The 23,663-nt window shown below is 55.7% G+C and carries 16 protein-coding genes and 1 riboswitch; of the genes, 11 read left to right on the top strand and 5 right to left on the bottom strand.

Going from position 1 to position 23,663, the window contains the following annotated elements; genetic code table 11:
• Positions 1-1,288 (bottom strand): ATP-binding cassette domain-containing protein (locus HMPREF2999_RS04190; RefSeq protein WP_246823073.1); only part of this gene is annotated, 1,288 nt, incomplete at its 3' end.
• 416 nt (positions 1,289-1,704) lie between these two features.
• Positions 1,705-1,821: riboswitch (SAM riboswitch) on the top strand.
• 117 nt (positions 1,822-1,938) lie between these two features.
• Between HMPREF2999_RS04190 and HMPREF2999_RS04185 the strand changes: the two genes are divergently transcribed.
• From HMPREF2999_RS04185 to HMPREF2999_RS04170, 4 genes are all read left to right on the top strand, one after another.
• Positions 1,939-2,844 carry a methylenetetrahydrofolate reductase gene (locus tag HMPREF2999_RS04185; RefSeq protein ID WP_049340837.1) on the top strand — a complete coding sequence of 302 codons (906 nt, stop codon included), beginning with the start codon at positions 1,939-1,941 and terminating at the stop codon, positions 2,842-2,844.
• Between the two features lie 153 nt (positions 2,845-2,997).
• A complete protein-coding gene (gene metE, locus HMPREF2999_RS04180) occupies positions 2,998-5,325 on the top strand; it encodes a 5-methyltetrahydropteroyltriglutamate--homocysteine S-methyltransferase (protein WP_070675499.1) in 2,328 nt (775 codons plus the stop codon).
• A gap of 527 nt (positions 5,326-5,852) precedes the next feature.
• Positions 5,853-7,298, top strand: a complete 1,446-nt coding sequence (locus tag HMPREF2999_RS04175) for an MFS transporter (RefSeq protein WP_070675501.1) — start codon at positions 5,853-5,855, stop codon at positions 7,296-7,298.
• 107 nt (positions 7,299-7,405) lie between these two features.
• Positions 7,406-9,388 (top strand): M13 family metallopeptidase, encoded by a 1,983-nt coding sequence (locus tag HMPREF2999_RS04170; RefSeq protein ID WP_070675503.1) that lies wholly within the window; start codon positions 7,406-7,408, stop codon positions 9,386-9,388.
• Between the two features lie 147 nt (positions 9,389-9,535).
• Here the strand turns inward: HMPREF2999_RS04170 and HMPREF2999_RS04165 are convergent, their stop codons facing one another.
• Positions 9,536-12,616, bottom strand: coding sequence for a beta-galactosidase, LacZ type (locus HMPREF2999_RS04165; protein WP_070675506.1), 3,081 nt, complete (start codon positions 12,614-12,616; stop codon positions 9,536-9,538).
• A 327-nt stretch (positions 12,617-12,943) separates the two neighbouring features.
• Here HMPREF2999_RS04165 and HMPREF2999_RS04160 point away from each other — a divergent pair, with 327 nt between their 5' ends.
• Positions 12,944-14,419 carry a glycoside-pentoside-hexuronide (GPH):cation symporter gene (locus HMPREF2999_RS04160; protein ID WP_246823072.1) on the top strand — a complete coding sequence of 492 codons (1,476 nt, stop codon included), beginning with the start codon at positions 12,944-12,946 and terminating at the stop codon, positions 14,417-14,419.
• Positions 14,420-14,534: 115 nt separating this feature from the next.
• Here the strand turns inward: HMPREF2999_RS04160 and HMPREF2999_RS04155 are convergent, their stop codons facing one another.
• The 3 genes from HMPREF2999_RS04155 to HMPREF2999_RS04145 all read right to left on the bottom strand — a co-directional run bounded on the left by HMPREF2999_RS04155 (position 14,535) and on the right by HMPREF2999_RS04145 (position 16,517).
• Positions 14,535-15,257 carry a DUF6318 family protein gene (locus tag HMPREF2999_RS04155; RefSeq protein WP_070675509.1) on the bottom strand — a complete coding sequence of 241 codons (723 nt, stop codon included), beginning with the start codon at positions 15,255-15,257 and terminating at the stop codon, positions 14,535-14,537.
• 144 nt (positions 15,258-15,401) lie between these two features.
• A complete protein-coding gene (locus HMPREF2999_RS04150; RefSeq protein ID WP_070675512.1) occupies positions 15,402-15,620 on the bottom strand; it encodes a transcriptional initiation protein Tat in 219 nt (72 codons plus the stop codon).
• Between the two features lie 237 nt (positions 15,621-15,857).
• On the bottom strand, positions 15,858-16,517 hold the full coding sequence (locus HMPREF2999_RS04145; RefSeq protein ID WP_083315072.1) for a hypothetical protein: 660 nt from the start codon (positions 16,515-16,517) through the stop codon (positions 15,858-15,860).
• A 269-nt stretch (positions 16,518-16,786) separates the two neighbouring features.
• Here HMPREF2999_RS04145 and HMPREF2999_RS04140 point away from each other — a divergent pair, with 269 nt between their 5' ends.
• The 6 genes from HMPREF2999_RS04140 (at position 16,787) to HMPREF2999_RS04115 (ending at position 23,618) form a co-directional block, all read left to right on the top strand.
• Positions 16,787-17,581 (top strand): cobalamin biosynthesis protein CobN, encoded by a 795-nt coding sequence (locus HMPREF2999_RS04140; RefSeq protein ID WP_070675516.1) that lies wholly within the window; start codon positions 16,787-16,789, stop codon positions 17,579-17,581.
• A gap of 22 nt (positions 17,582-17,603) precedes the next feature.
• A complete protein-coding gene (locus HMPREF2999_RS04135) occupies positions 17,604-17,948 on the top strand; it encodes a hypothetical protein (protein WP_070697724.1) in 345 nt (114 codons plus the stop codon).
• Positions 17,949-18,012: 64 nt separating this feature from the next.
• On the top strand, positions 18,013-18,399 hold the full coding sequence (locus tag HMPREF2999_RS04130; RefSeq protein WP_070675518.1) for a hypothetical protein: 387 nt from the start codon (positions 18,013-18,015) through the stop codon (positions 18,397-18,399).
• Positions 18,400-18,809: 410 nt separating this feature from the next.
• A complete protein-coding gene (locus tag HMPREF2999_RS04125; protein ID WP_070675521.1) occupies positions 18,810-19,340 on the top strand; it encodes a hypothetical protein in 531 nt (176 codons plus the stop codon).
• Positions 19,341-19,493: 153 nt separating this feature from the next.
• Positions 19,494-20,270: a hypothetical protein gene (locus tag HMPREF2999_RS04120; protein ID WP_246823071.1), complete on the top strand. Its 777-nt coding sequence runs from the start codon at positions 19,494-19,496 to the stop codon at positions 20,268-20,270.
• Between the two features lie 324 nt (positions 20,271-20,594).
• Positions 20,595-23,618 (top strand): chitinase, encoded by a 3,024-nt coding sequence (locus tag HMPREF2999_RS04115; protein WP_070675526.1) that lies wholly within the window; start codon positions 20,595-20,597, stop codon positions 23,616-23,618.
• Positions 23,619-23,663 lie beyond the last annotated feature (45 nt).

Below are 23,663 nucleotides of genomic sequence, written 5' to 3'. Positions count from 1 at the left end.
CCGACCACAAATCAGCATCACCAAGACGCTCAACAGCCTCCTGCGGCAAACCCAGAAGAAGATTTTCACGCACAGTCAGTTCATAACGGCCGTAGTCTTGACTCACCAAACCCACATTTGCCAACATGTTGTATTTACTCTCAGAAGAAGCACCCTTATACGTTATGCTCCCCTGGGCAATTGGTGTAATTCCAAGAATTGCATTTATTAGCGTTGTTTTTCCCGCGCCCGAGGCACCAACTACTGCAATCATTTGATTATTCATCAGCTCAAGATTAATATCTTTAAGCGCAAAAGACGACGCGCCCTCATACTGAACGGATACATCTTTGCATATAATTTTTGAAATATTTTCACGGTTAGGGTTAGAAGTTTTTATCTCAGAAGCATGGTCGTAAGTATCAGAGTCGCATACCCTTCGGAATTGCTGAACAGATAATGCTCCATTAATAATCTGGCCGAATGAATATCCCACCTCTTGGGTCGCGTTAACACAGGCGATGATGCCAATCAGCGATCCGGCCACATACGATATATCGGCGCCTGAATCCACAAGGAAGTACAGGGACGCAAAGAGTAAGACAGAGCAGAGTAGCCCTGCAACTATGGAGATGATTCCTCTAACACTTTCAAGGCTCAATTCCCTACCGGCTGCCCGGCGTCGCCAGGACGCTACGCGTTGCGAGAAAAATCGGGAGGCTCTCATGAGGTGAAGTTCTTGGGCGCGACTTTGAGCTATCAGATTGTCTAGATAGTAGTTCTCTACCCGATAGTCCTCGTACATTAGGGTGTATATAGCGTAATCACGTTTAGCGAGGATTACCATTGCAATAGATAGGGGTAGTGAACACAGTGCCGCAAAAATTGCTGCCACCATGCTGACGTTTGCAATATTAAAACAGAGGAGGAAAACCATCGCAAAGGAACTCACCAGTGTCATAACTGACATGGTGTGAACCTGCAATTCCTGTTTCGATATTGCCTCTCTTGCAGCACGTATATCTTCCTGTGATTTTGTGCTACCTATATCAGACAACGGAAATGTAGATAACCTGTTATTTAACATGCGGTGAACCCGATAGTTCATCTTTGATTTGAGGATAAGCATGTTACTTCTTACCCAGCGTTGAGCAATGATATTAATTCCAACGACAAGGGCAAGAGCAACAATATAAATCCATGCTGTGCCACCATTTGAACCGCTCAAGGCTGATACTGTATTACCGATTAGCAAGGATTGGCTCAGGGGAATGCAGGCTACGACGGCTAGCGATAGGGCGACGCTCACTAGGGTCCCAGGACAGGTTTTCCAGGCTAGGCGGAAAGACCAGAGTATAGAAGAAAATAGCTTTTTCATTCTCACCACGCTCGCAAAGTCGTATTGAACTCATCTTTGAGCCCTACAACTCCTCGATGAGCAGTTAATGAAGCACGGCTGTACTTTGCTAACTAACTCTACTCTTCAATGAAATATAAAACACACATATTCGTGCGTGTCCAAGAATATTAAGCAGGCGTATCTGTGATATTTTCAGGCATCCAGGGGTCAGCCGACAGCTCTACCCGCAACGCCCCCAGCACCCTTCGTCATAGTCAGTCATATTAAGTTCATATTTCGCCCCCGATGTCATGTCCAGAAATATTAGGACATCAACCGCCGCATCCCTTGCGCACCCTCGGAGGCAGTGGGTAGAGTGAAAGCGTTATCTATCAAGAGCGACCGAGAGATCTGGCTCGTAGACGTCGCAGCAACCTCGCCAGTATCCCCCACCGTCACGGTGCAGGGTACGGACAAGGTGCTCCCGCCAGAACCGATAGAGAAGAATACCCTTCGGCACCCCTTGATGAGTCGTACCCACAAACCGGTACAGCGCATCCTGCAGAAGAATTCACGCACCCTCCCGGTGCGTATCTATCGGGTGAACACGAAGGAAGGTTATGACGACAGTTCACCCGGCTCTTTCTTTTGAGCTATTCCCACCCCGCTCACACGCAAGCTGCGAGTCGCTACTCCACACCATTGCAGAGCTTGAGGGCACCAACCCCGACTACGTGTCAGTCACCTACGCCGGTGACGCGAAGCGCCGCCAGAAGACCCTCGCGCTACTTGACCACCTGGTGCATGAAACCTCCCTCACCCCGCTAGCTCACCTGATTTGTGCGGGCCATTCGGTGCACGAGCTGGAGCGTGCAGTCCGCCTGATTCTGGGTCTGGGCGTGCGTGGTTTCCTGGCTCTTCGCGGTGATATTCAGGAAGGTCAGGTTTCTGAACTTCCTTTCGCCCGCTACCTGGTGGAACTGATTCGCCGCGTGGAGCGTGAAGATTTCGCCCACCTGGCAGCTGGCAAGGTGTCGATTGGTGTGGCGGCGTACCCGCAGAAGCACCCCGAGTCCGCATCCCTGCTGCAGGATATTGAGATTCTGCTGTCGAAGCAGCGTGCCGGCGCAGATTTCGCGATTACTCAGGTGTTCTTTGAGGATGAACGCTATAGCGCCCTGGTCGATTCGGCGCACCTGGCAGGCGTGGATATTCCGATTATTCCGGGCATCATGCCGGTGACCTCCCTGAAGCGCCTACAGAACCTCTGCCAGATGGCGGGCATGGAAGTCCCGACGGACCTAGCCTACGCCCTAGAGACAGCAACCAGTAACGCAGAGCTGCACCGCATCGGTGTGGATTACGCGCTGAACCAGTGCCGCGCCGTGATGGATGCGGGCGCACCGGGCCTGCACTTCTTCACCTTCAACGAGCATGCCGCGGTGCTGGACGTTCTGGACCAGCTGGACCTACCCCGATACAGCAACCGTTTCTCTCAGCCGCTGAGCGAACTGGAATACGCCTAACCCAACCCGTAACGCTCCTTGTCGGATGCGTTCCCACTTTCTCCCCCACAAATATTCCGGGAGTTGTTGAGTTCTCCGTTTCACCACCCACAGTCGGGTGGTAAAACACCGGAACCGACTCCCACATCTATCCCCAGTAAAGGAAAAAATATTATGTCGAACACCGCATTCCCCGCCGCAACCATTGTTGGCTACCCCCGCGTGGGCCGCTTCCGCGAGCTGAAGAAGGCTCAGGAGGCTTTCTGGAAGGGCAAGGCAACCCTGCAGGAGCTGCAGGACACCGCCGCTGACGTGCAGCGCACCTACTTCGAGCGCGTGACCGCCGCCGGTCTGAAGGCTGATAACTACTCGATTCCGGCGACCTTCTCCTACTACGACCAGGTGCTTGACGTGGTTCGCCTGTTCACCCTGGTTCCCGAGCGTCTGGCTGAGGCTAAGGACGCACGCGGTCTGCTGGATCTGCCCGGCTACTTCGCACTGGCGCGCGGTACCGAGACCCTGCCTCCTCTGGAGATGACTAAGTGGTTCGACACCAACTACCACTACCTGGTGCCCGAGATTGGTGCCGGTACCGAGATTAAGCTGAACCTTGAGGCTATTGACGAGCAGCTTGAGGTCGCAAAGCAGGCTGGCGTGAAGGTTCGCCCGCAGATTGTTGGCCCGTTGACCCTGCTGCTGGGCGCTAAGGCTGAGCAGGGTTCCGCTGAGGACTTCTCCCCCGTTGACCGTCTGGATGAGTTCGTTGCCGCGTACGCTCAGGTGCTGGAGCAGTTGGCTGAGCGCGGTGTTGAGTGGGTTCAGCTGGACGAGCCGGGCCTGACCGTGGACCGTGCCGACAACGCGAAGGTTGCGCAGCTTGCCGAGCGCACCTACCGTGCCCTGGCTACCGGCGAGAAGCGCCCGCAGATTCTGGTGACCAGCCCCTACGGTTCCCTGCGTGAGAACCTGCCGGCACTGCTGGGTACCGGTATTGAGGCTCTGCACCTTGACCTGGTGCACGGCGTGTACTCGAAGGCTGAGTTGGAGTCCATTTCTGCCGCTGGTGTGCACCTGGTTGCCGGTGTTGTGAACGGCCGCAACGTGTGGCGTGCCGATGTTCGCGCCGCCCTGAAGACTCTGGAGGCGCTGCCCGGCGCATCCGAGGGTGCCGTGTCTGTGGCTTCTTCGACCTCCCTGCAGCACGTGCCGCACGACCTGGCTCTGGAAGACCCCGCCGAGGTTCCCGTGGACGGCCTGGCGTTCGCCGATCAGAAGGTCGCCGAGATTGCTCTGCTGGCTCGTGGCCTGGCTGAGGGTGAGGCCGCTGTTGAGCCGGAGCTGAAGGCTGCTGATGAGGCGCTGGCTCGCTTCGCCGCTGACCCGCGCAAGCACAACGACGAGATTCGTGCCCGCGCCGCAGCTGTGACTCCCGAGGACTTCGACCGCCCGACCATTGACGTTCGCCGTGAGGCTCAGGCTGACTTGAACCTGCCGAAGCTACCGACCACCACCATCGGCTCCTTCCCGCAGACCGCTGAGATTCGCCGCCACCGTGCGGAGGCTCGTGCGGGCAAGATTTCCGCTGAGGAGCTGAACGGCTTCCTGCGTGACGAAATCGCCTCGGTCATCAAGCTGCAGGAGGAGCTGGGCCTGGACGTGCTGGTTCACGGTGAGGCTGAGCGTAACGACATGGTTCAGTACTTCGCTGAGAACTTCGACGGCTTCGCAACCACCCGCCACGGCTGGGTTCAGTCCTACGGTTCGCGTTGCACCCGCCCCTCGATCCTGTTCGGTGACGTGAAGCGTCACGGTGAGGGCCTGCGCGGTGAGGCGTTCACCGTTCCGTGGAGCTCCCACGCACAGTCGCTGAGCGACAAGCCGGTCAAGGGCATGCTCACCGGCCCGGTGACGATTCTGGCGTGGTCCTTCGTGCGTGACGACCAGCCGCGCCGCGAGACCGCTAACCAGGTGGCTCTGGCTCTTGCCGACGAGATTGCCGACCTGGAGCAGGCGGGCATCCGCATCATTCAGGTGGACGAGCCGGCTCTGCGTGAGCTGCTGCCCCTGCGCCGCGACGAGCAGCCGCAGTATTTGGACTGGTCGGTGAACTCCTTCCGCCTGGCAACCAGCGCGGTGAAGGATTCCACTCAGATTCACACCCACCTGTGCTACTCGGAGTTCAACGAGATTATCGACTCGATTAACGCTCTGAACGCCGACGTAACCAGCATCGAGGCCGCCCGCTCGCACATGGAGCTGCTGGCTGACATTCCGGAGAGCTTCGTTTCCGGTTTGGGCCCGGGCGTGTGGGACATCCACTCCCCGCGTGTTCCCTCGCAGGATGAGATTGAGTCCCTGCTGAAGGCTGCGATTGGTTACGGCACCATTGCTGACCTGTGGGTGAACCCTGACTGCGGTCTGAAGACTCGTGATTACGAGGAGACCAAGCAGTCTCTGCGTCACCTGGTGGACGCCACCAAGGCGATTCGCGCTTCTCTCTAGGTTTCCCACCCGGAGAGCTTTAGGTTCCGCTGCCTGCTGCGGGTTGACCGGATGATGGTTTGCTCGCGGTAACCTGCGGCAGGTGGCGGCTGTTCGGCTTCCCGCCGGTATGCGTACCGACTGCACGCCGAACTTTTGGGGATAGATAACAGGCCCGCCCGTACGGTTTTTCTTCTGCACCGTGCGGGCGGGTTTTCTGTGCTTGTTTTTGGGCACCGATTTTGTGGTGTTCAAGTGGTTTTCTTTTTGAACTTAGGGTATAAATAACTCTAAATTTAGTTGTGGTCTGACCAAAACACATACTTACTCAACAAGGAAAGTATTTATATTCACTGCATCACCCGTGGCACTGTTGCCCAGTAGACAGATATACATCACACAGATTTAATACTTCCCCGTAATTCCGGAGTAAAAACAGTATTAATAGAATAATCACTCTGAATATCCGTTCACCCTAGTGAACATTCTACTGAAAACATTTCCAGCGGATTAGCATTTTTATAAGCCGCCGTTTTTAGAATTCCAGCATGACTACTACCACTTCATCAAAGAAGAAGAAGGGTTCTACACCCCGCTGGCTAGCTATTCCGGCACCCAAGCCCCAGCTCAGCGAAGCAGAAGTTAATGCGAAGTACCCGCGCATGCGCCTGCAGGTCTTCATGGGTATCTTCATCGGTTACGCGACCTTCTACCTAATTCGTAACAACGTCCCGCTGGTCACCCCGATTCTGACCAAGGAACTTGGCTTCAGCAACGCAGCAATTGGTGCTCTGTCCACGGCACTGCTGCTGGCTTACGGCTTCAGCAAGTTCTTCACCGCAATGATTTCTGACCGCTCGAACGCGCGTCTGTTCCTGCCCATCGGTCTGGTGCTCTCGGGTGTTGCAAACATCCTGCTGGCTATGACCGGTTACATGGGTGAAGGCGCGGGTGCGGCAGGCTACGGTGCCGCTATCGCCTCCATCATGGCGACCATCATGGTCTTCAACGGAATCTTCCAGGGCATGGGCTGGCCCCCCTCGGGTCGTGTGCTCGTGAACTGGTTCTCCACCAGCGAGCGCGGCACGAAGGTTTCCTGGTGGAACACCGCCCACAACGTTGGTGGTGCGCTGTCCGGTCTGCTGGTTGCGTGGGGCTTCTCCATGTTCGGCAAGACCTGGGAAGTTGCTTTCTGGTTCCCCGCAGTTATCAGCTTCGTTCTGGCGTTCGTGGCGTGGCTGCTGATTCGTGACAATCCCGAGGCAGAGGGCCTGCCCACCGTTGACGTGTACCGCAACGACCCGCACAAGGTTGAGTCCACCGCTGAGGACCGTGCAGAGTCCACCTGGACCACCATCCGTAAGCACGTGCTGACCAACTCGACCATGGTGCACCTGGCTCTGGCGAACGTGTTCGTGTACACCCTGCGTTACGGCGTACTGGTGTGGGCGCCGAAGTACCTGCACGATGTGCGCCACGCTTCCCTTGAGGGTGGTATTGCGGGCTTCTCGATTCTGGAGCTTGCCGGTATTGGTGGCACCGTCCTGTGCGGTTACGTTTCTGACCGCATGTTCAAGGGTCGCCGCTCCCCCGCGGGTATTCTGTTCCTGATTGCGACCGTTGGCGCGATTCTGCTGTACTGGCTGCCTTCTTCGGATGCGCCGCTGTGGATTGCGTACGTTGCATTGGCTCTGATTGGTGGCCTGATTTATGGCCCGGTCATGTTGATTGGTCTGCAGGCTATTGACCTGTCCCCCTCGCATGTTGCTGGTACCGCTGCGGGCTTCACCGGCCTGTTCGGTTACGCGCTGGGTGCGACCCTGGCTTCTGCCGGTATCGGCATTATTGTTGACCACTGGGGTTGGAGCACCGCGTTCGTCTTCATGATTGTGTGCTCGGGTCTGGCTGTGCTATTCCTGTGGCTGGTCAACGGTGCTGAGAAGCGTCTGATGGCTGAGCGTGCGGAGAAGCTGGCTGCGAAGGCTCAGGCATAATTGTCCGGTCTTTCGTGTAGGGAAGCCACACGTTTGCTGGTGAGTCACCATATGGTGGCTTGTCGGTAATCGTGTGGCTTCTTACGTTAAGAACCTAGAATGGAACCATGACTACTAACTCTGGAATCACTAAAGAATGGGTGGATGAAACCGTCAAGCCGGGCGACGATTTCTTCCGCCACGTCAACGGCAAGTGGCTGGCAACCCACGAAATCCCGGCGGACCGCCCCAAGGACGGCGGCCTGTACACCCTCCGCGATAACGCAGAGAAGCACGTGCGTGAGCTGGTGGAGAAGATCGCGAAGGAGCAGCCGGAGTCCCGCATCGGCGCGCTGTACAACTCCTTCATGGATGTTGAGAAGATTGAGGCGGACGGCCTGGAACCGCTGCTGAAGGAAATCGCCCCGATTCTGAACTCGGCAACCCCCTCCCACCTGGCTGTGACCCTGGCGCTGCTGTCTCGTGCGGGTCTGCCGCAGCTGTTCGCCTGGTACACCAGCAACGACCCGAAGGACCCGAAGAACTACACGTTCTTCCTGTACCAGTCGGGTCTGGGTCTGCCGGACGAATCCTACTACCGTGAAGAAAAGCACGAGGCTGCATGCGCGGCGTACGTTGAGCATATTGCCCGCATGTTCCAGCTGACCGGTCTGGCTGAGGGCTTCGGTCTCACCCCGGAGCAGGCGGCTCAGCTGGTGTTCACTCACGAGTCTGAGCTGGCTCGTCTGCACTGGAACGTCGTGGAGAACCGTGACGCCGAGGCGACCTACAACCCGTACCAGGCGACCGAGCTGGACGAGAAGTTCCCCGGCTTCCCGTTCTCGCAGTGGCTACTGGCTCTTGGTGCCGACCCGGAGACCCTGGGTCAGGTTATTGTGGCTCAGCCGTCCTTCTTTGAGGGTGCGGCTAAGCTGTTCACCTCCATCCCGCTGATGAGCTGGAAGCTGTGGGCTGTGTGGACCGTTCTGCGTTCGCGTGCGCCGTTCATGTACGACGAACTGGTTCAGGAGAGCTTCAACTTCTACGGCAAGACCCTTTCCGGTACTCAGCAGATTCGTGAGCGCTGGAAGCGCGGCGTGGGTGCTGTCGAGAAGGCTCTGGGTGAGGAGATTGGCCAGGAGTACGTGGCTGTGCACTTCCCGCCCTCGCACAAGGAGAAGATGCTGGTTCTGGTCGGCAACCTCCTTGAGGCGTACCGCGAGTCCATTGAGTCGCTGGACTGGATGACTGAGGCAACCCGTCAGAAGGCGCTGGAGAAGCTGTCGAAGTTCGTCACCAAGATCGGTTACCCCGATAAATGGCGCGACTTCTCCGCACTGGAGCTGGTGCCCGGCGACCTGTTCGAGAACCTGCGCCGCACCGGTGCGTTCGATGCTGACTGGCTGATTGCCCGTAAGGGTCAGCCGGTGGATAAGGCGGAGTGGCTGATGACTCCGCAGACCGTGAACGCGTACTACATGCCGCCGGCGAATGAGATTGTGTTCCCGGCAGCGATTCTGCAGCCGCCGTACTTCAACCCGGATGCTGATGATGCGGCGAACTACGGCAATATCGGCATGATTATTGGCCACGAGATTGGTCACGGTTTTGACGATCAGGGTTCCCGCTATGACGGTGACGGTAAGCTGGAGAGCTGGTGGACTGAGGAGGATTACGCGAAGTTCAAGGAGCGCACCGCAGCCCTGGTGGAACAGTATAACGCGTACGTTCCGGTGGGTCTGGACCCGAAGTTCCACGTGAATGGTGAGCTGACTCTGGGCGAGAACATTGGTGACCTGTCCGGCATGTCGATTGCGTTGAAGGCGTACCGTCTGGCTTTGAAGAAGCAGGGCATTGAGTCGCTAGCTGACGCGCCGGTGATTGACGGTATGACCGGTATTCAGCGTTTCTTCTTCTCGAATGCTCGCGGCTGGTGCACGAAGTCCCGCCCGCAGCATGCTGAGGTGATGATTTCGGTGGATCCGCATTCGCCGGATGAGTTCCGTGTAAACGGCGTGGTGCGCAATATTGATGAGTTCTATGAGGCGTTTGGTGTCTCTGAGGGCGATGCACTGTACTTGGCTCCGGAGGAGCGAGTGCGCATCTGGTAGCACCCCGATAAGGGTATATGCTTTATTGCGCATATAAGAAAGGCGCCCGCCTCGTGGAATAAAACCACGAGGCGGGCGCCTCTTTTCTAGAGAGCTGTGGACGCTACACGAAGGTAGGCATCTACTGCTACTGTGCCGAGCGTTGCGTTAGATAATTTCTAGCGCAATATCCATGTGCAGCGGCTCGGTTGCATCGATGTGGTACTGACTGTGTACCGGCGAGCCCCACGAGTCATCTCCACCAACGCCGAGCTGACCTGCCAGGATACGCAGGTAGGTGCGGTTGTTTTCGGGCAGCTCCCACTGGTGGGAAGCTTCCTCAATCTGGTAGGAGGAGTAGGGCAGGAGCGATACGTGCAGGCCCTCACCGGCAGTCTGCAGCTGGCGGACACGGAAGCCGTGGTTGCTGTCGTTCGTTACTTCAGCCCAACGGACACCCATGTGGTTGCCGCTTTCCTGAGGTACCAGGTACGGTGCGTAGTCCTGCTCGGGGGTGCTTTCCCACACGCCCAGGCGGACGCCGCTGCAACGGTCGGGGTAGGAGTCGCCGGGGCCGAGGCCGTAGTAACGCAGGTGCGAGAACTCGCCGGGCAGTGCCCATTCCAGACCGAAAGCGGGCAGGGACGGTGCGTCCTTCTCTCCGGGGTAGTCGATGGTTACTCGCACGTTGCCGGTGCTCTGTGCTTCGTAGCGGACCGTAACAGCGGTGTGAGCGGGGGTTGCCAGCTCGTAGGTGTAGGTCACTGCCACGCTGTCATCGCTGGGCTGCTCGACAGCAACGTTAGCGCAACGGGCGTAGCGGCCTGCAACGGTCCACTGGGCGCGTTCGAAACCGTGTCCGGCGCCGCGGTCGTTGTCGGTCAGGGGCCTGAAGGTGGTGAGCTTCGGGGGGCGAATAACATGCTCGGTGCCGTTGTGTACCCAGGAGACGATGCCGCCCTGAGTGCGGGACAGAATAACTTCAGCCTGGTTGTTGCGCAGACCGACGTTCCAGCGGCCGACGGTCACCGTCGCATCTGCTGCGTCTTCAGCGGTGTTTGCTTCAGCCTGCGATGCGGGGATGACGTACTGACCGAAGGCAATTTCGTGTCCTGCAGGAGCCCATGCGGCGTCTTCAGTGAGCACGAGGCTGACGTCCAGGGTTACTTCTGCGTTGTCGGCAGCGTATTCTTCCAGGGGCCAGGGAATTGCCAGCTCGTGGGTGGATTCGGGGGCTACGTCGAAGAAGTAGTCTTCCTGCCACTGAGGAACGCCGTTGACCAGCAGGCTAGCCTTGAAGGTGTAGTCTGCGGTGGAGGTGAAGAGGTTGTCGTTGACGACCGTCACGCCCTTCTGGTCAGGGGTGATGCGCAGGTTGGAGTACACTGCCTTCACTTCAGCGGCCTTGGGGCTTACCTTGCGGTCGGCGAAGAGGATACCGTCACCGGAGAATTCGTAGTCGCAGGGGCGTTCGCCGAATGCGCCACCGTAGGCGAGGTATTCGGGGGCGCCTTCGCTCTCACCGGGGTGCCAGAGTGCCTGGTCGATCATGTCCCAGATGAAACCGCCCTGGTAGTGGGGGTAGCGTTCCAGTGCGACGTATTCGTCGATAGCGCCGACCGAGTTGCCCATTGCGTGCATGTATTCGCACATGATGAAGGGCTTCTGGGGGTTGTTCGACAGGTACTTTTCAACGACGTCAGCGTGGGTGTACATACCGGATTCGATGTCGGTGACGTCATCAAATTCGCGGTGCCAGGTGATGCCTTCGTAGTGTACGGGGCGGTTGGGGTCCAGTTCGTGGACTCGGCGGTACATGGAGCGGAATACTTCGCCGCCGTACGCTTCGTTACCGAGCGACCAGATTACTACGGAGGGGTGGTTGTAGTCGCGGCGCATCATGGATTCTACGCGGTCAACGCAGGCGCCTTCCCATTCCATGCGGGAGCCGGGGATCGTGGTCTCGGGGGTGGGGATGTCACCGGGGGTGCACCAGGAGCCGTGAGTTTCCAGGTTTGCTTCGTCAACCAGGTAGATACCGTATTCGTCGGCCAGGGCGTAGAAGCGTGAATCGTTGGGGTAGTGGCTGGTGCGGATAGCGTTGATGTTGTGCTGCTTGCAGAAGAGAATCTCTGAAGTCATGTCTTCAACGGTCAGGACGCGGCCGGTACGCGGGTGGAACTCGTGGCGGTTGACACCCTTGAAGAGGACTCGGTGACCGTTGAGGGTCATGATTCCGTTCTCGATGCGGAAGCGACGGAATCCAACGCGCTGGCTGGTGGATTCTACGGTCTTGCCGTCGTGGAGCAGATCCACCGTCAGAGTGTAGAGAGAGGGCGATTCAGCTGACCAGGGAGCGATACCTTCAAGGGCGTCGGAGGAGATGCGCACGGATGCGTCTTCGGCGGCGACGATACCAGACCAGATGACCTGGGTGCCGTCAAGGACGCTGGCCTGCAGGGTGTACGCCTTGATTTCTTCACCGTTGAGGGTGACGAGAGCGTCCAGGTGTGCTTCGCCGGTGGGTGCGTCGTAGTCTGCTTCAACGGTGAGGGAGGCGATGCTGACTGCGGGGCGGGCTACCAGGTTCACAGCACGGAAGAGGCCGTGGAAACGCCACGAGTCCTGGCCTTCCAGCCATGAAGCGCTCGAGTATTCGTAGCATGCGACGGTCAGGGTGTGGTTGCCTTCTGCGTCCTTGCTGACGATATCGGTGATGTCGAAGGAGGTGGTGGTGTAACCGTCTTCCGCGTAACCGACGAAGGTGCCGTCAACCCACACGTAAATTGCGGTTGCGAAGCCTTCGAAGGCGAGCGCGATGCGGCCCGATTCGCTCAGCATCTTCTTGAGGTCGCCCTCCAGGGTGAAGTGCTTGCGGTAGAGGGCTACGTGGTTCTTCTCGGGGATGTGAGGAGCTTCGGGGTTTTCGTGGCCGTCCCAGGGCATCTGGATGTTGACGTAGGCGGGGCGCCAGAGTCCCTCAGTTTCCAGGGTGGCGGGGACGGGGATGCTCTGGTAGTCGCTTTCGTCGAGGGCGGGGGCGGCGAATTCTGCGGTGGTGACATCAATGTCTGAGGCCCATGCAGTGCGGACAGCCCACGTGCCGTTGAGGCTCTGCTGGGGGTTTGAGGAGTGATGGTCGGAGTGCGCTGCCTCCCTGTTGACAGCGTACACAGTGGGGTCATCAAGCCACGCTGCTGAGGGTGACTGGGAGGAGACTACGGGAGTCGTTTGTTCGGTGGAAGACATGTCTTCCTTCCTCTCGTATACATCTTTGTTTGGTCCCTTTAAGGATGCCGGAAGGCGATGATGAAAACAAGGTTATAGGGTGTTCAAAATAAAATTACGCGTAATGCGCTGACCTACAAAAAAATGCATTTTGACATTTACTGCTCGGGGTTTATGAAGGGCTTATCTATCAATAAAAAATATTCGTGAAAACCCTTCTCGGTTTTTCCGCAATCGCTATACTTAGAATAATCAATAATCACGCGGATAAGGTATAAAACACATTTATCCGCGGGTAAGCTACGATTGCTTTCCACATAATCCATGTCGACCTCGAAGGAGAAGGGGATGGCGGGCCAGAATCACTCCGGAGCTTCCGCAACTGCAGAACACTCCGCCCCAAAACGCAAGCCAAAGAGCTTGCTGACTCAGCGAATCTCATACGCACTCGGTAACCTGGGACAGGCAGCATACTACAACGCCTTGAGTACTTACTTTGTGACGTACTATGCTGCACAGACTCTGTTCTCAAGCTACGAAAAAGATGAAGCAGCCGCCATGATTGGCATTATTACGCTTCTTGTCTTCATCATTCGTATTGTAGAAATTTTCATTGACCCGCTGCTGGGTAACCTCGTCGATAACACGAAAACTCGCTGGGGCCGTTTCCACCCCTGGCAGGTTGTCGGTGGTGTCACTTCGTCAATTCTCCTTTTTGCGATTTTCACCGGTCTTTTTGGTCTGGTGAACACCGACAAAACTCTGTTCATCATCGTCTTCATCATCGTCTTCATCCTCCTGGATGTTCTCTACTCCCTGCGTGATATCTCCTACTGGGGTATGATTCCGGCGCTTTCGTCGTCCTCGCGCGAGCGCAGTATCTTCACTTCCTTGGCAACCTTCACCGGTTCGATTGGCTACAACGGCGTGACCACCACCGTGGTCCCCATCCTGGGCTTCTTCAGCGGTATGGCTGGTGCAGAGTCCAACTCGCAGGCTGGTTGGACTGCCTTCGGCGCTATCATCTGCATCCTGGGTATTGTGACCGCACTGGCTGTGGCTTTCGGTACCACCGAGCAGGAGAGCGACCTGCGTACCCACTCTGAAGAGGGCGGTAACCTGCTGCAGGCATTCAAGGCCATCGGCCAGAATGATCAGCTCCTGTGGATTTCTCTGAGCTACCTGCTCTTCTCCATTGCAAACGTGGCAACCACCGGCTTCCTGCTGTACCACTTCATCTTCATCATCCGTGACAAGGAACAGTACTCGGTCGTTGGTCTTATCGCGTTCATTACCGGTCTTGTGCTGGCTCCGCTGTACCCGGCCATCAACCGTTTCATCCAGCGTCGCTACCTGTACCTGTGCGGCCTGGCCATGATGATTGTCGCCTACATTCTGTTCATTCTTTTCCCGCAGAACTTGGCTCTGGTCTACGTGGCACTGGTGCTGTTCTACACCCCGAACACCTTCATCCAGATGACCGCTATCTTGGCGCTGACCGACTCCATTGAGTACGGCCAGCTGAAGACCGGTCAGCGCAACGAGGCAGTTACCCTGTCCGTCCGCCCGATGCTCGACAAGATCGCTGGTGCTCTCTCTAACAGCATCGTGGGTGTGGTTGCTGTTGCTGCCGCTATGACTAACGGTGCAGATCCTAATAGCCTCACCGCGCAGAACATTCAGACGTTCAACACGGCTGCTTTCTATGTGCCGCTCGCCATTATTGTGTGCTCGTTCCTCGCATTCTTCTTCAAGGTTTCTATCTCTGAGAAGGAACACGCGAAGATTGTGAAGGAGCTTGAGGAGAAGCTTGCTTCTGCGTAGGTAAAAGCAGGGTAGGTCCTTCACCACATGAGAGAGGCGCCCGCCTCGTGGTTTTTAGCCACGGGGCGGGCACCTTTCTATTGTCAGAAGCTATATGCTCCTAGGCTACCGAGTTTTAGGACGCAGAAGCAGAGGACGAAGAAGAAGCACGCATACCGGTCAGCTTCCACGCGCCGTTCTCGTACACGCCGTGCAGGGTGCGCTCCACCTCATCCTTACGCTCCGATTCAGAGGGAGCTTCCTGCACGCGATCCTTGCTTGCAATGAACTCGCCGGGGTCCATGGTCAGGCGGACATCCCAGTTGTAGGTGTCGCCCTCACGGGTGGGCTGCGGGGTGAGCATGGTGATGGTGACAGCCGCGTCGTGCATCCAGGCTTCACCCTTAATCAGCTTCTCACCAATGGTGCCCTCTTCCGGCTCAATCATGCTCTTCAGCTCGGACTTATCGAGTGCACATTCACGCAGCGGCTCAGTCTTACCGGTACGCATGTAGTATTCCATGGCTGCGCCGAAGAAGGCGATGGACTGATACAGGCCTTCCACGCTGTTCTCGTTGGCGACGGCGGGCTTGGTCGGCACGGGGGCGTTCTTGGACGGCTCGGTGCGGGTTGCAGGCTGGTAGTCGGAAGGCTTGGAGGTGTAGCCGTCGAGGGTTGCAACGCCGGAGTAGTCGCTACGTGCGGTCTTAGATGCGGAAGCGGAAGCAGAAGCGCTACCGGATGCGCTACCGCTGGTTGCCTGAGGCTGAGCGCCACATGCGGCCAGGAAGGTTGCGCCACCGGCGGCCGCGATGAGGCCGAACGCGGAGCGACGGGTGAGGGGGCTGATCTTATTCATGAGTTCTCTCTATCCGTGGTGGTGGGCGTACCGTGCGGCGGGTGCAACATGGTACGCCAAAAGGCGGCGCCACAGGTGTGTGGCACCGCCTCCTAGTATATGTTTTCTTGCCGAACGCGGGGTTATCCCGGTTAGGCGTTTGGTTTAGTTACCGCCGTTATCGACGATGATGACGCGATTGCGACGACCGTAGCGGGCGTTGTAGTGGTAGGTGTAGCGGAAGGCCGGGCGGTAACGGACGGTGGGTCGGTTGTAGTAGGCCTGCGCGGGGGTGAGCAGCGCGCCGAGGGCGGTTGCTGCGCCTGCGCCTGCGGCGGCGAGTGCTGCGCGGCGGGTAAGGCGTGCAGGCTTCTTGGTGGCCATGATGTGCCTTTCGGGGTCGGTGTTTCTGTGAAGTGACGTGGCGTGTGCACGGCGTGCGGCTGTGCGTTAAACCTTTTTTATTGTAAGCCTCAACGTTAATGTTTTTACGTGCAGAGTGCACCTTCTGGTTGAGGGTTAGACCATGCGGGCTAGTCCACGTTTTTCCGGCAGAAAAATTGCGGAAATATTGGTTGAGAAACACGCCGGGCACGCACTCAATACGGGTTGAATTGCGGGCTACATGTCTACTTCGGCGAGGCCAGAAATTTCCTTGTCCTTGATGTGCGGGATGGTGGAGCTCCAGTTCATCCACGCCTTGACCTGGGCGGCTTCTTCGGGGTTGTTCATGTCTGGCCAGCGGTCGTTTTCGATCCTGAATCGGGTCATTGCGAGGAGGGGGTAGCCCTCATAGATGGGCCCGAAACGCGCAATACGCTCACCCGATTTTGTGTCGAAGGTGACGGAGTCTGGAATTTCGCTATCGTAACTCTCCCTGTATGTGACCTTATCAATCGCGTTGAGCGGGTAGAAGGTTTTCTTGCCGTGCCCATCGTCCCCTTCGACTCCTTCCGGCGAAATTTTGGTGTAAGCCCCAGTAGCTTCATTGAAGAAGTACAGAAAAGCACACGTGAGAAGGAAAAATCCGACATCTGCAAAATGGAATCCTACGTCGCCCAGCAAATGCAATATAAACATCAGAGCAGGCATCATAGGAAGCACAACGACAAGCGCAATTATTTCAAGGCGGTCGCTTCGAGTAATGTAAATGTTTTTGGCGTACAGCTTCTTGTCTCGGCGTCGGTTGATTTCGTAGACAATGATGGACCGGATCATCTTGTACGTCTGTAGGACATTTACTACGCCCCAGAGGGCAATCATGGTGTAGTTCATCATCATGGTGGTTCACTACCCTTTCTATCTATCGGTGACCAGCAGCCTTCCGGCAACGATGCGGAGGGTGCGGGTTCGTTCTCAGAGTAGCCGAGGAAATTGGGTGGTTGAGCACGGATTCGCGTTTTCTGCGGAGTGGTTGCCGAGTCTTCACCGGAGCATTGCGTCGAGTTAACCTCCCGTCTAGATTGGGTGCGATAGGCTAAGGATGTGCCCGCCACCTCACCGAGGCGGGCGTGATTCACCAACCACTACCGCACAAGGACGTACACACCATGAGCGCAGCAGAAGACGGAGCCCTCGCAGGACTTATCGTCGCCCTGATACCGGGTATCCGTATTAAGCTCGGCAAACCCACGCTGAATAAGAGACAGAAAAGGCCCCTTTTTGGATTTCTCTTCTCTTGGAGCGTCACAATCCTTGGGTTCGTCATCTGGCCTATTATTTGGCTGGGCCTAGGATATCCACGTCCTTCCGGCGACCGAGAGATTGTTAATCAAGGGGTTCTACTTTTTATAGGCGCATTTGGGCTTGGTCTGCAGGGTGCTCTCCCACTGAACCACTGCTACGCCTTCTACCTCGAGCTGCGTGAGGATTGTGTGCGGTGGCGTAATTGGCGGTGGAAGGAACGCACTTTCACCTACCCCTCCATTACGTTCGCCCACGTGGAGAACAACGGCAAGAACGGGTTCTTACGCATTGGTAGCACCGAGATGGGTAAGCGCACCTGTAGCTTCGACCCGTATCAGTTTGATGCGACCATCCTTATGGCGCAGGTGCTGTACCGTGACGATCATGGGCGTTGGGCTGAGGAGGACGGCCTGGATGTGATGAGGGTGGTGGGGATGTATGGCTCCTCGCAGGACATTTATGCCCAGTTTTATGACTTGTGTAAGACGAAGTATGTGGTGGGTGTGACGAAGAGTGAGCGTCAGAAGCGCCGCCGCCGGGCTGCCCGTAATGAGGCGCGTAGGTTGGAGCGTCAGCAGGCGCGTGAGGAGGCACGCCGCGAAGCGCGGCAGGCTAAGAAATCCAGGAAGACTAATGAGGTGAGCGATGGAATCTCATAACAAATGGTCAGAAAGAATAACAATGCTTTTTCTGACGATGTGCGTTGGATATATCTTTTTTATTATTCCCATAAATCTACGTGATGACAGTGACGGTTTCACCGCTACCTGCACCGTAACTAAGGCGTACACGCAAGAGCGTCGCGGAACGGACCTTGGTGGCATGACTGACATTGGTTTGAAGGGCGTCTTTGAGACAGAAGAATGCGGCACACTCACGATGTTTGAACCCCCTGAGGGTTGGAAGATTTCCGCATATGTCAAGACCGCACAGCCTAGAAAAAAGTACCTATTCCATGTTTCAAATCGTTCAAACAGGAAAGATAGAGATTTTGATATGACCCGCTTTGAAGAAATCAAGGAATGACAGTTCGCAGCTCCAGAACCTGCGGAGAACCAACCAGACAAGACACTGAGAAAGTAGGAAAACAATGTTCCCATGGATTAAGAAAATCCTAACCCCGGAATTTAGAATTTTCATTAGTCTTGTTCTGGGCATGGGGTTATTGTTTACATTTATACACTACGTTGGACACTACGAAGATAAAAATTGGTACGCCGCATGTACTGTAAATGTAGCTAAAGTTGAAGATATTGGAGGTCAGGTATCGAACTCCACCGTTCTCTCTCCCAAGGGTGTTTTTGAGACGAGTGAATGTGGTGTTGTTGAAATGTATAACGCTCCAGATGGCAAAAATATTCCGGAGTATGTTTCCCAAATTCAGCCTGGAAAGAAGTATAAGATGTATAAAACATTAAATACAAGAAATGATGATAAAGATTTCAACACTCTTCGCCTTGAAGAAATCAAAGAATAACCAGCTCATGAGCCCTAAATAAAGCCTCGGATGGCGCGAGTCTTCAACTCGCACCACCCGGGGCTTTCCATATGAAATCGGCGAACCATTTCGCGCCACCCTTCACCTTCAACAATGCAGGAGGGGCAGGGCCCCCTCATGGCAGCTCAGGAAATTGGGTGGTCACACACGGATCTTGGCCCTCTGATGAATGGTCGCCCAGTCTTCACCGGAGCATTGCGTCGAGTTAACCTTCTGGTCAGATACCGTGCGATAGGCTAAGGATGTGCCCGCCACCTCGCCGTAGCGAGCACGATTCACCAACCACTACCGCACAAGGACGTACACACTATGAGCACAGTTTTTGAGACGACCCGCTTTGAAGACATCACAGAATAACAACCTGCAACCCAGAAAGAAGGTGAAAAGCAGTGAAAAAGAACTCCCCCAGGAAAAAGAACGTTTCAAAGAAAAGGAACACCTCAAAGAAAAAGAGTTACCCAGAGGCAAATTACGTTACCGAAACTGGGGCCATAAAGAAGACCCGCAAAAAGAGATACACCAAGAAAAAGAAGAATAAAATCGACTTCAAAGAGTATCTTCGCAAAAAGGCAAAAGCTGCGTGGGATGCACGCGACGTCATCATATTCATGGCAGTCATGCTAGGGTTCCTTGCCTCCTTACATTTTATGACCAACTACAACCCGGGCAATGAATCCGCTATCTGCACTGTTACCTCAGTCGAAATCATTGAGCACGAGGACCCCTACTCAATCTCTGGTGAATTCGAAACGGAAGAGTGCGGAATCATCACATCGAGCAAATCCCCTGATGGTATCCCCATCCGCAAATACCTCCAGAACTTTAAGACGGGCAAGAAATACAGGGCATACAAGTCCTTCGATACCCGTAACGATGAATTCGACTTCAGCGTCCTCCGCTTTGAAGAGATCAAAGAGTAACCCCACCCCCGCAGAAAGGAATCCACCGTGAGCTTTATCGGCGACTTTATCATCGGCTTTTTTGGAGAGGCCCTCGCCTCCTCACCAACACTGCAGCGAGTATGCCTGTGGATTCTTTTCTCTATATCCATTCTTCTCATGCTTGTCCCCGTTATGACGGGCGAGTACGCGTGGAGCATCCTATCCATCTCCATAATGCTGTTTTCCGTCGTGATGATTGACGGCACGCACAAGCACAGTGTGCACGATGCAAAGAACGGCGGCGCGTACCATTACTTTCTGCTGACGGTGGGCACGTTCTGCGTTGCCGCGATTGTTCTGCTCGCTACTCTCTCCCTGGTGGGTGTCCCGCAGGTTGCCTCCACCCCGCAGGTGGACGGCATCAATTTCGAGCCCTGGTATGTGGCGGCGTCCGCGCTGGTTCTGCTGCTGTTCTTCTACAATGCCGCGCAGCCGAGCGAAGAGATCCCTAACCTGCACCGTATGGAGCGCATCAACCGGTATGTGCGCACCGTGGTGCTGGGTGTGAGCGCCCTGATGGTGTTCTTCTGCCTGCTGATTCCGGTGGTTTCTTTCGCTGCTGCCGGTTATGAGCCTGTAGGTGTTTCGGTGGTGCTGTGCCTGGTGCCGGTTTTCCTGATTTTTGTGCGCCGCACCCTGTTCAGGCTGTGGGCGGCGACCTTTGAGGAGGGCACTGCCGGGTATGGCGTGTTGCGTGGCTTCTGCGTCGCCCTGGTGGGTTTGGGCGGATGCTTGGCGGCGCCCCGTCTTGCCGTGGATGTTGTGCAGTCCGGTAGCGGGTTGTCGCTGGTGTACGTGGTGCCGGTAATCGCCTCGTACCTGCTGGTGAAGAGGTACCTGACCGTGGGTGTCGCTATCCCCAAGAAGGAAGACGAGGAGGACCCGGAGGCTGAACCTGCAGCCAGCTAAACCATGGAACCCCGTGGGCCGAGAGATGACCTCAGCCGCGGGGTTTTCTATGTCAAACAGAGTTCAGTAAGTGCACTAGGTTGAAACGAAATGAAAAATACCTTTAACTATCACCTCAAGGTTGAATTGAATATCCTGATGAGGCACCGACTAGGAGGAAAAAATATCAACCTTCCCATATTGGACTGATAAAGTGGTACGGGGCTTTTTCTCTTTCCGGCTTTGCCCCTGACCCTATCCACTCAGGTGGGCACTATACAGTGGCGTTTCAGACTTGCCGCTGTTGTGTGTCTGCACGGTATATAACTCAACGAAAAGATCATCATGACCAACCACACCACAGCGCGTCAGCGTCTACTCCGCTTCCCTTTGATTTTGGGTGTCACGACGGCACTTATTTTCTCTTCCTGCTCCACGGGCACGAACAATAACAGTGCCCCTTCCGATAAGGGTACTGTTACTTCTCAGAGTCCCCGCCAGGTAGAGAACGCTACTAATGTTCTGCAGAACGTGAATATTCAGATGGGTCGTGACGGCGAGGTTTCGTCGATTGAGTCGACCAACATTTACGTTAATGACAAGGATCGCACAAGCTCCTCGAGCAATGTGCAGTTCAAGCCGAAGGACGTCGTTAATGACCTTCCTGTGCGTGTGAGCCTGCAGTATTCTACTGAGCGCGGTAGCGGCACTAACCTGAATGATTTGAACGGCTACAGTGGCGAAATCACGATTAAGGTTACGGTTGAGAACCTGACGGTGAAGACCGAGGACGTCACCTATGATGCATCCGGTACTAGCCGTACTAGCCCTGCACCGGTTGGCACTCCGTTCTCTATTGCTGCTTCTACTGTTCTTTCGGGTTCTCCTACTCAGGTTATTACGACCCCTGATGCGGCTGATTCGTCGACGAATGGTGTAGTGAGCACCAATGATGAAGGTAAGGCTGTTGTTCAGTGGGGTGCTATTTCGGCGCCTCCTGTGACTGGTAGTTCTTCCTCTTTTGTGTTGAAGGTTAAGGCGAAGGATTTTAGTGCGCCTACCTTCAACATTTCGGTGCAGCCTGGTTTTGCTTCTGATTTGTCTGGTGCGGGAATCATTACTAACGGTTTCACCTCTCAGGATGCGTCTCAGGTGGCGCTCCTGCAGCGCACTATTGATACCGTCAACGAGGTTAATACGACGTTGACTAGCGCTAGTTCGCAGGTTGCCCAGGTGCGTCAGAGCCTGGATGATACGTCTGCGACCTTGGGTAAGGACACTGCCGAGCATCTGAAGACTCAGAATGAATCATTGACGAAGACTATGCAGGGTCTGCAGGCGAATATTGAGAGCTTGCAGAAGGATCTTTCTGAGGCTTCGCGTACTAATAATTCTCAGCTGATTTCTCAGTTGGAGCGTACTGTTGCTGCTCTTCACTCGATGCTGGGTGATACGACGGCGCGCCCCAATGTGTCTGTTTCGCATAGCGGCGGTCGTTGTGTTGTGCATCGTGAGGAGGGTGCGAGTAGCCGTAGCGTGTACGGTAATTTGGTTCAGCTATCTGCTGTTCTGAATGCGTATGCGGAGGCAAGTTCGGATTGCCAGCAGGATCTTACGGCTTCGATTCGTGAGATTGTCGGCCCGGAACACCCGACCGCTGAGACTTGTTCTTCTAACGGTTCGGTGACCTGCGCCCTGTTCGGTGCATCGGTGACGGTGCAGAGCTCTCTGATTGCACTGGTTGCTACCGGTGAGAAGATTGTGGATCACCTGCAGCCGGAATATTTGAAGGGTGCGAACAACAACTATTCGGCGTTGAAGCGTCAGATGGATGAGCTTGTTGCGCAGATGGAGAAGGACCCGTCTTCTCTTGATGCTGATGCTGTGCGTTCTTTGAGTGAGAAGGTTAGTGCGGCTCGTCAGAACGTGAATCAGATGAAGGAAACGTCGAGCCGTCTGATTGAGAGCATCAAGAACGTTCATTCTCGTGCGGCTTCTGCTCGTGCGGAGCTGGTGGACGGTTCTGGTTCTATGAGCGCTCAGAATAAGGAACTGGCGGAGCAGCTTTGTGCTCTGTCTACTGAGCGTGGCGGTTCTCTGTCTGCTGAGCAGGTGGAGCATCTGCGTGGATACCTGACGGCTTCTTCTTGTGGTGGCGCGGCTTCGCCGTCTGCTTCCCCGTCTTCTGAGGCGCCGTCTGAGGCTCCTAGCCCTGCGCCGTCTGAGTCTGCTTCTGCAACTCCTTCCGCAGAGCCGTCGAAGAAGATTGAGGCACCTTCCGCCGCTCCCTCTTCTGAGGCTCCTTCCGCCGAGCCTACTGCCACGGAAGGTAATACTCGCGTCATTACGGTGGAGAACGCGAATGAGCGTACCTACACTTCGAACACCCCGGCAGCACGTACTCCGATGGAGCAGCGTATTGCTGCCGCGGTAGCTGCGTGGGATGAGGTTCTTGCCGCTACTTCGATGGATGACCCCAAGGAGGGTCTGGCTCGCGACGCCAAGGACCTTAACGATGCTGTGAACGCGGTAGATGGTGCCCTGGGCGAGGTTGAGAAGACCCTGAACGATGCCGCAAACGCGCAGAACCAGGACGCGGAAAAGAAGGAAGAGCCTACTGAGGAGGCTAAGGTTTCTCTGCGTGATCGTATCCATTCAGCTTCGGATGCTGTCAATGCTTTGGGTAAGAACCTGGAGGATATGACGAACATGCAGGCTGACCTCTCCACCGCTATTAAGGAAGCGTTCAAGGAGTCTGCCGATGAGACTCGTGAGAGCCTGACGAGCATGATTAGCGAGGAGATTCGTAAGGTTTCGAGCGATGGTTCTTCTAGCGCTTCGGCTGCTAAGGAGGCGTTCTCTGCTTCGGTTGCTGGCATTACTGATACCGCGAATACTGTGGTTCAGGTGGCTGGTGAGTCTATCGAGGTTCAGCACAAGGATATGAATGATCGTATTGAGGGCCTGCGTCAGTCTCTGGATTCGGTGACTGAGCGTTCTCTGGTTGCTCTGAGCACCCGCGCTGAGAACGCTACCCGAGATTTGGCTGGTGCATCCGTTCAGCTGAATAACGACCTGTCGAAGCTCATGCTTGATTTGGGCGATAGCAACGCTGAGGGCGCTGGCCTCTTGGGCGCGCTCAAGAGCAATAGCGCGAAGGCTGGTGCGGCTGATTACCAGCTTGCTTTGGCGATGCAGAATGCTCAGGGTTACACGAACCTCCGTTCTGAGGATATTGCTGCTCTGCAGAAGCGTCAGGCGCAGTTCAAGGCGTCCCTGCAGCGTCTGCGTTCGCTGCCGACCTTCCACCTGTCGAATGCTGGCAGTGCAGAGGTGAAGACGGTGTACACCTTCCAGATTGGTGATTAGCCGTGGGGTTTTCCCCTCATTTGGGCTCTGATTCAGGTCCTCACC

This window comes from Rothia sp. HMSC066H02 (assembly GCF_001814995.1).
In the GTDB taxonomy this organism is placed as follows: Bacteria; Actinomycetota; Actinomycetes; order Actinomycetales; family Micrococcaceae; genus Rothia; species Rothia mucilaginosa.
This window is presented reverse-complemented; position numbering and strand designations above follow the sequence as displayed.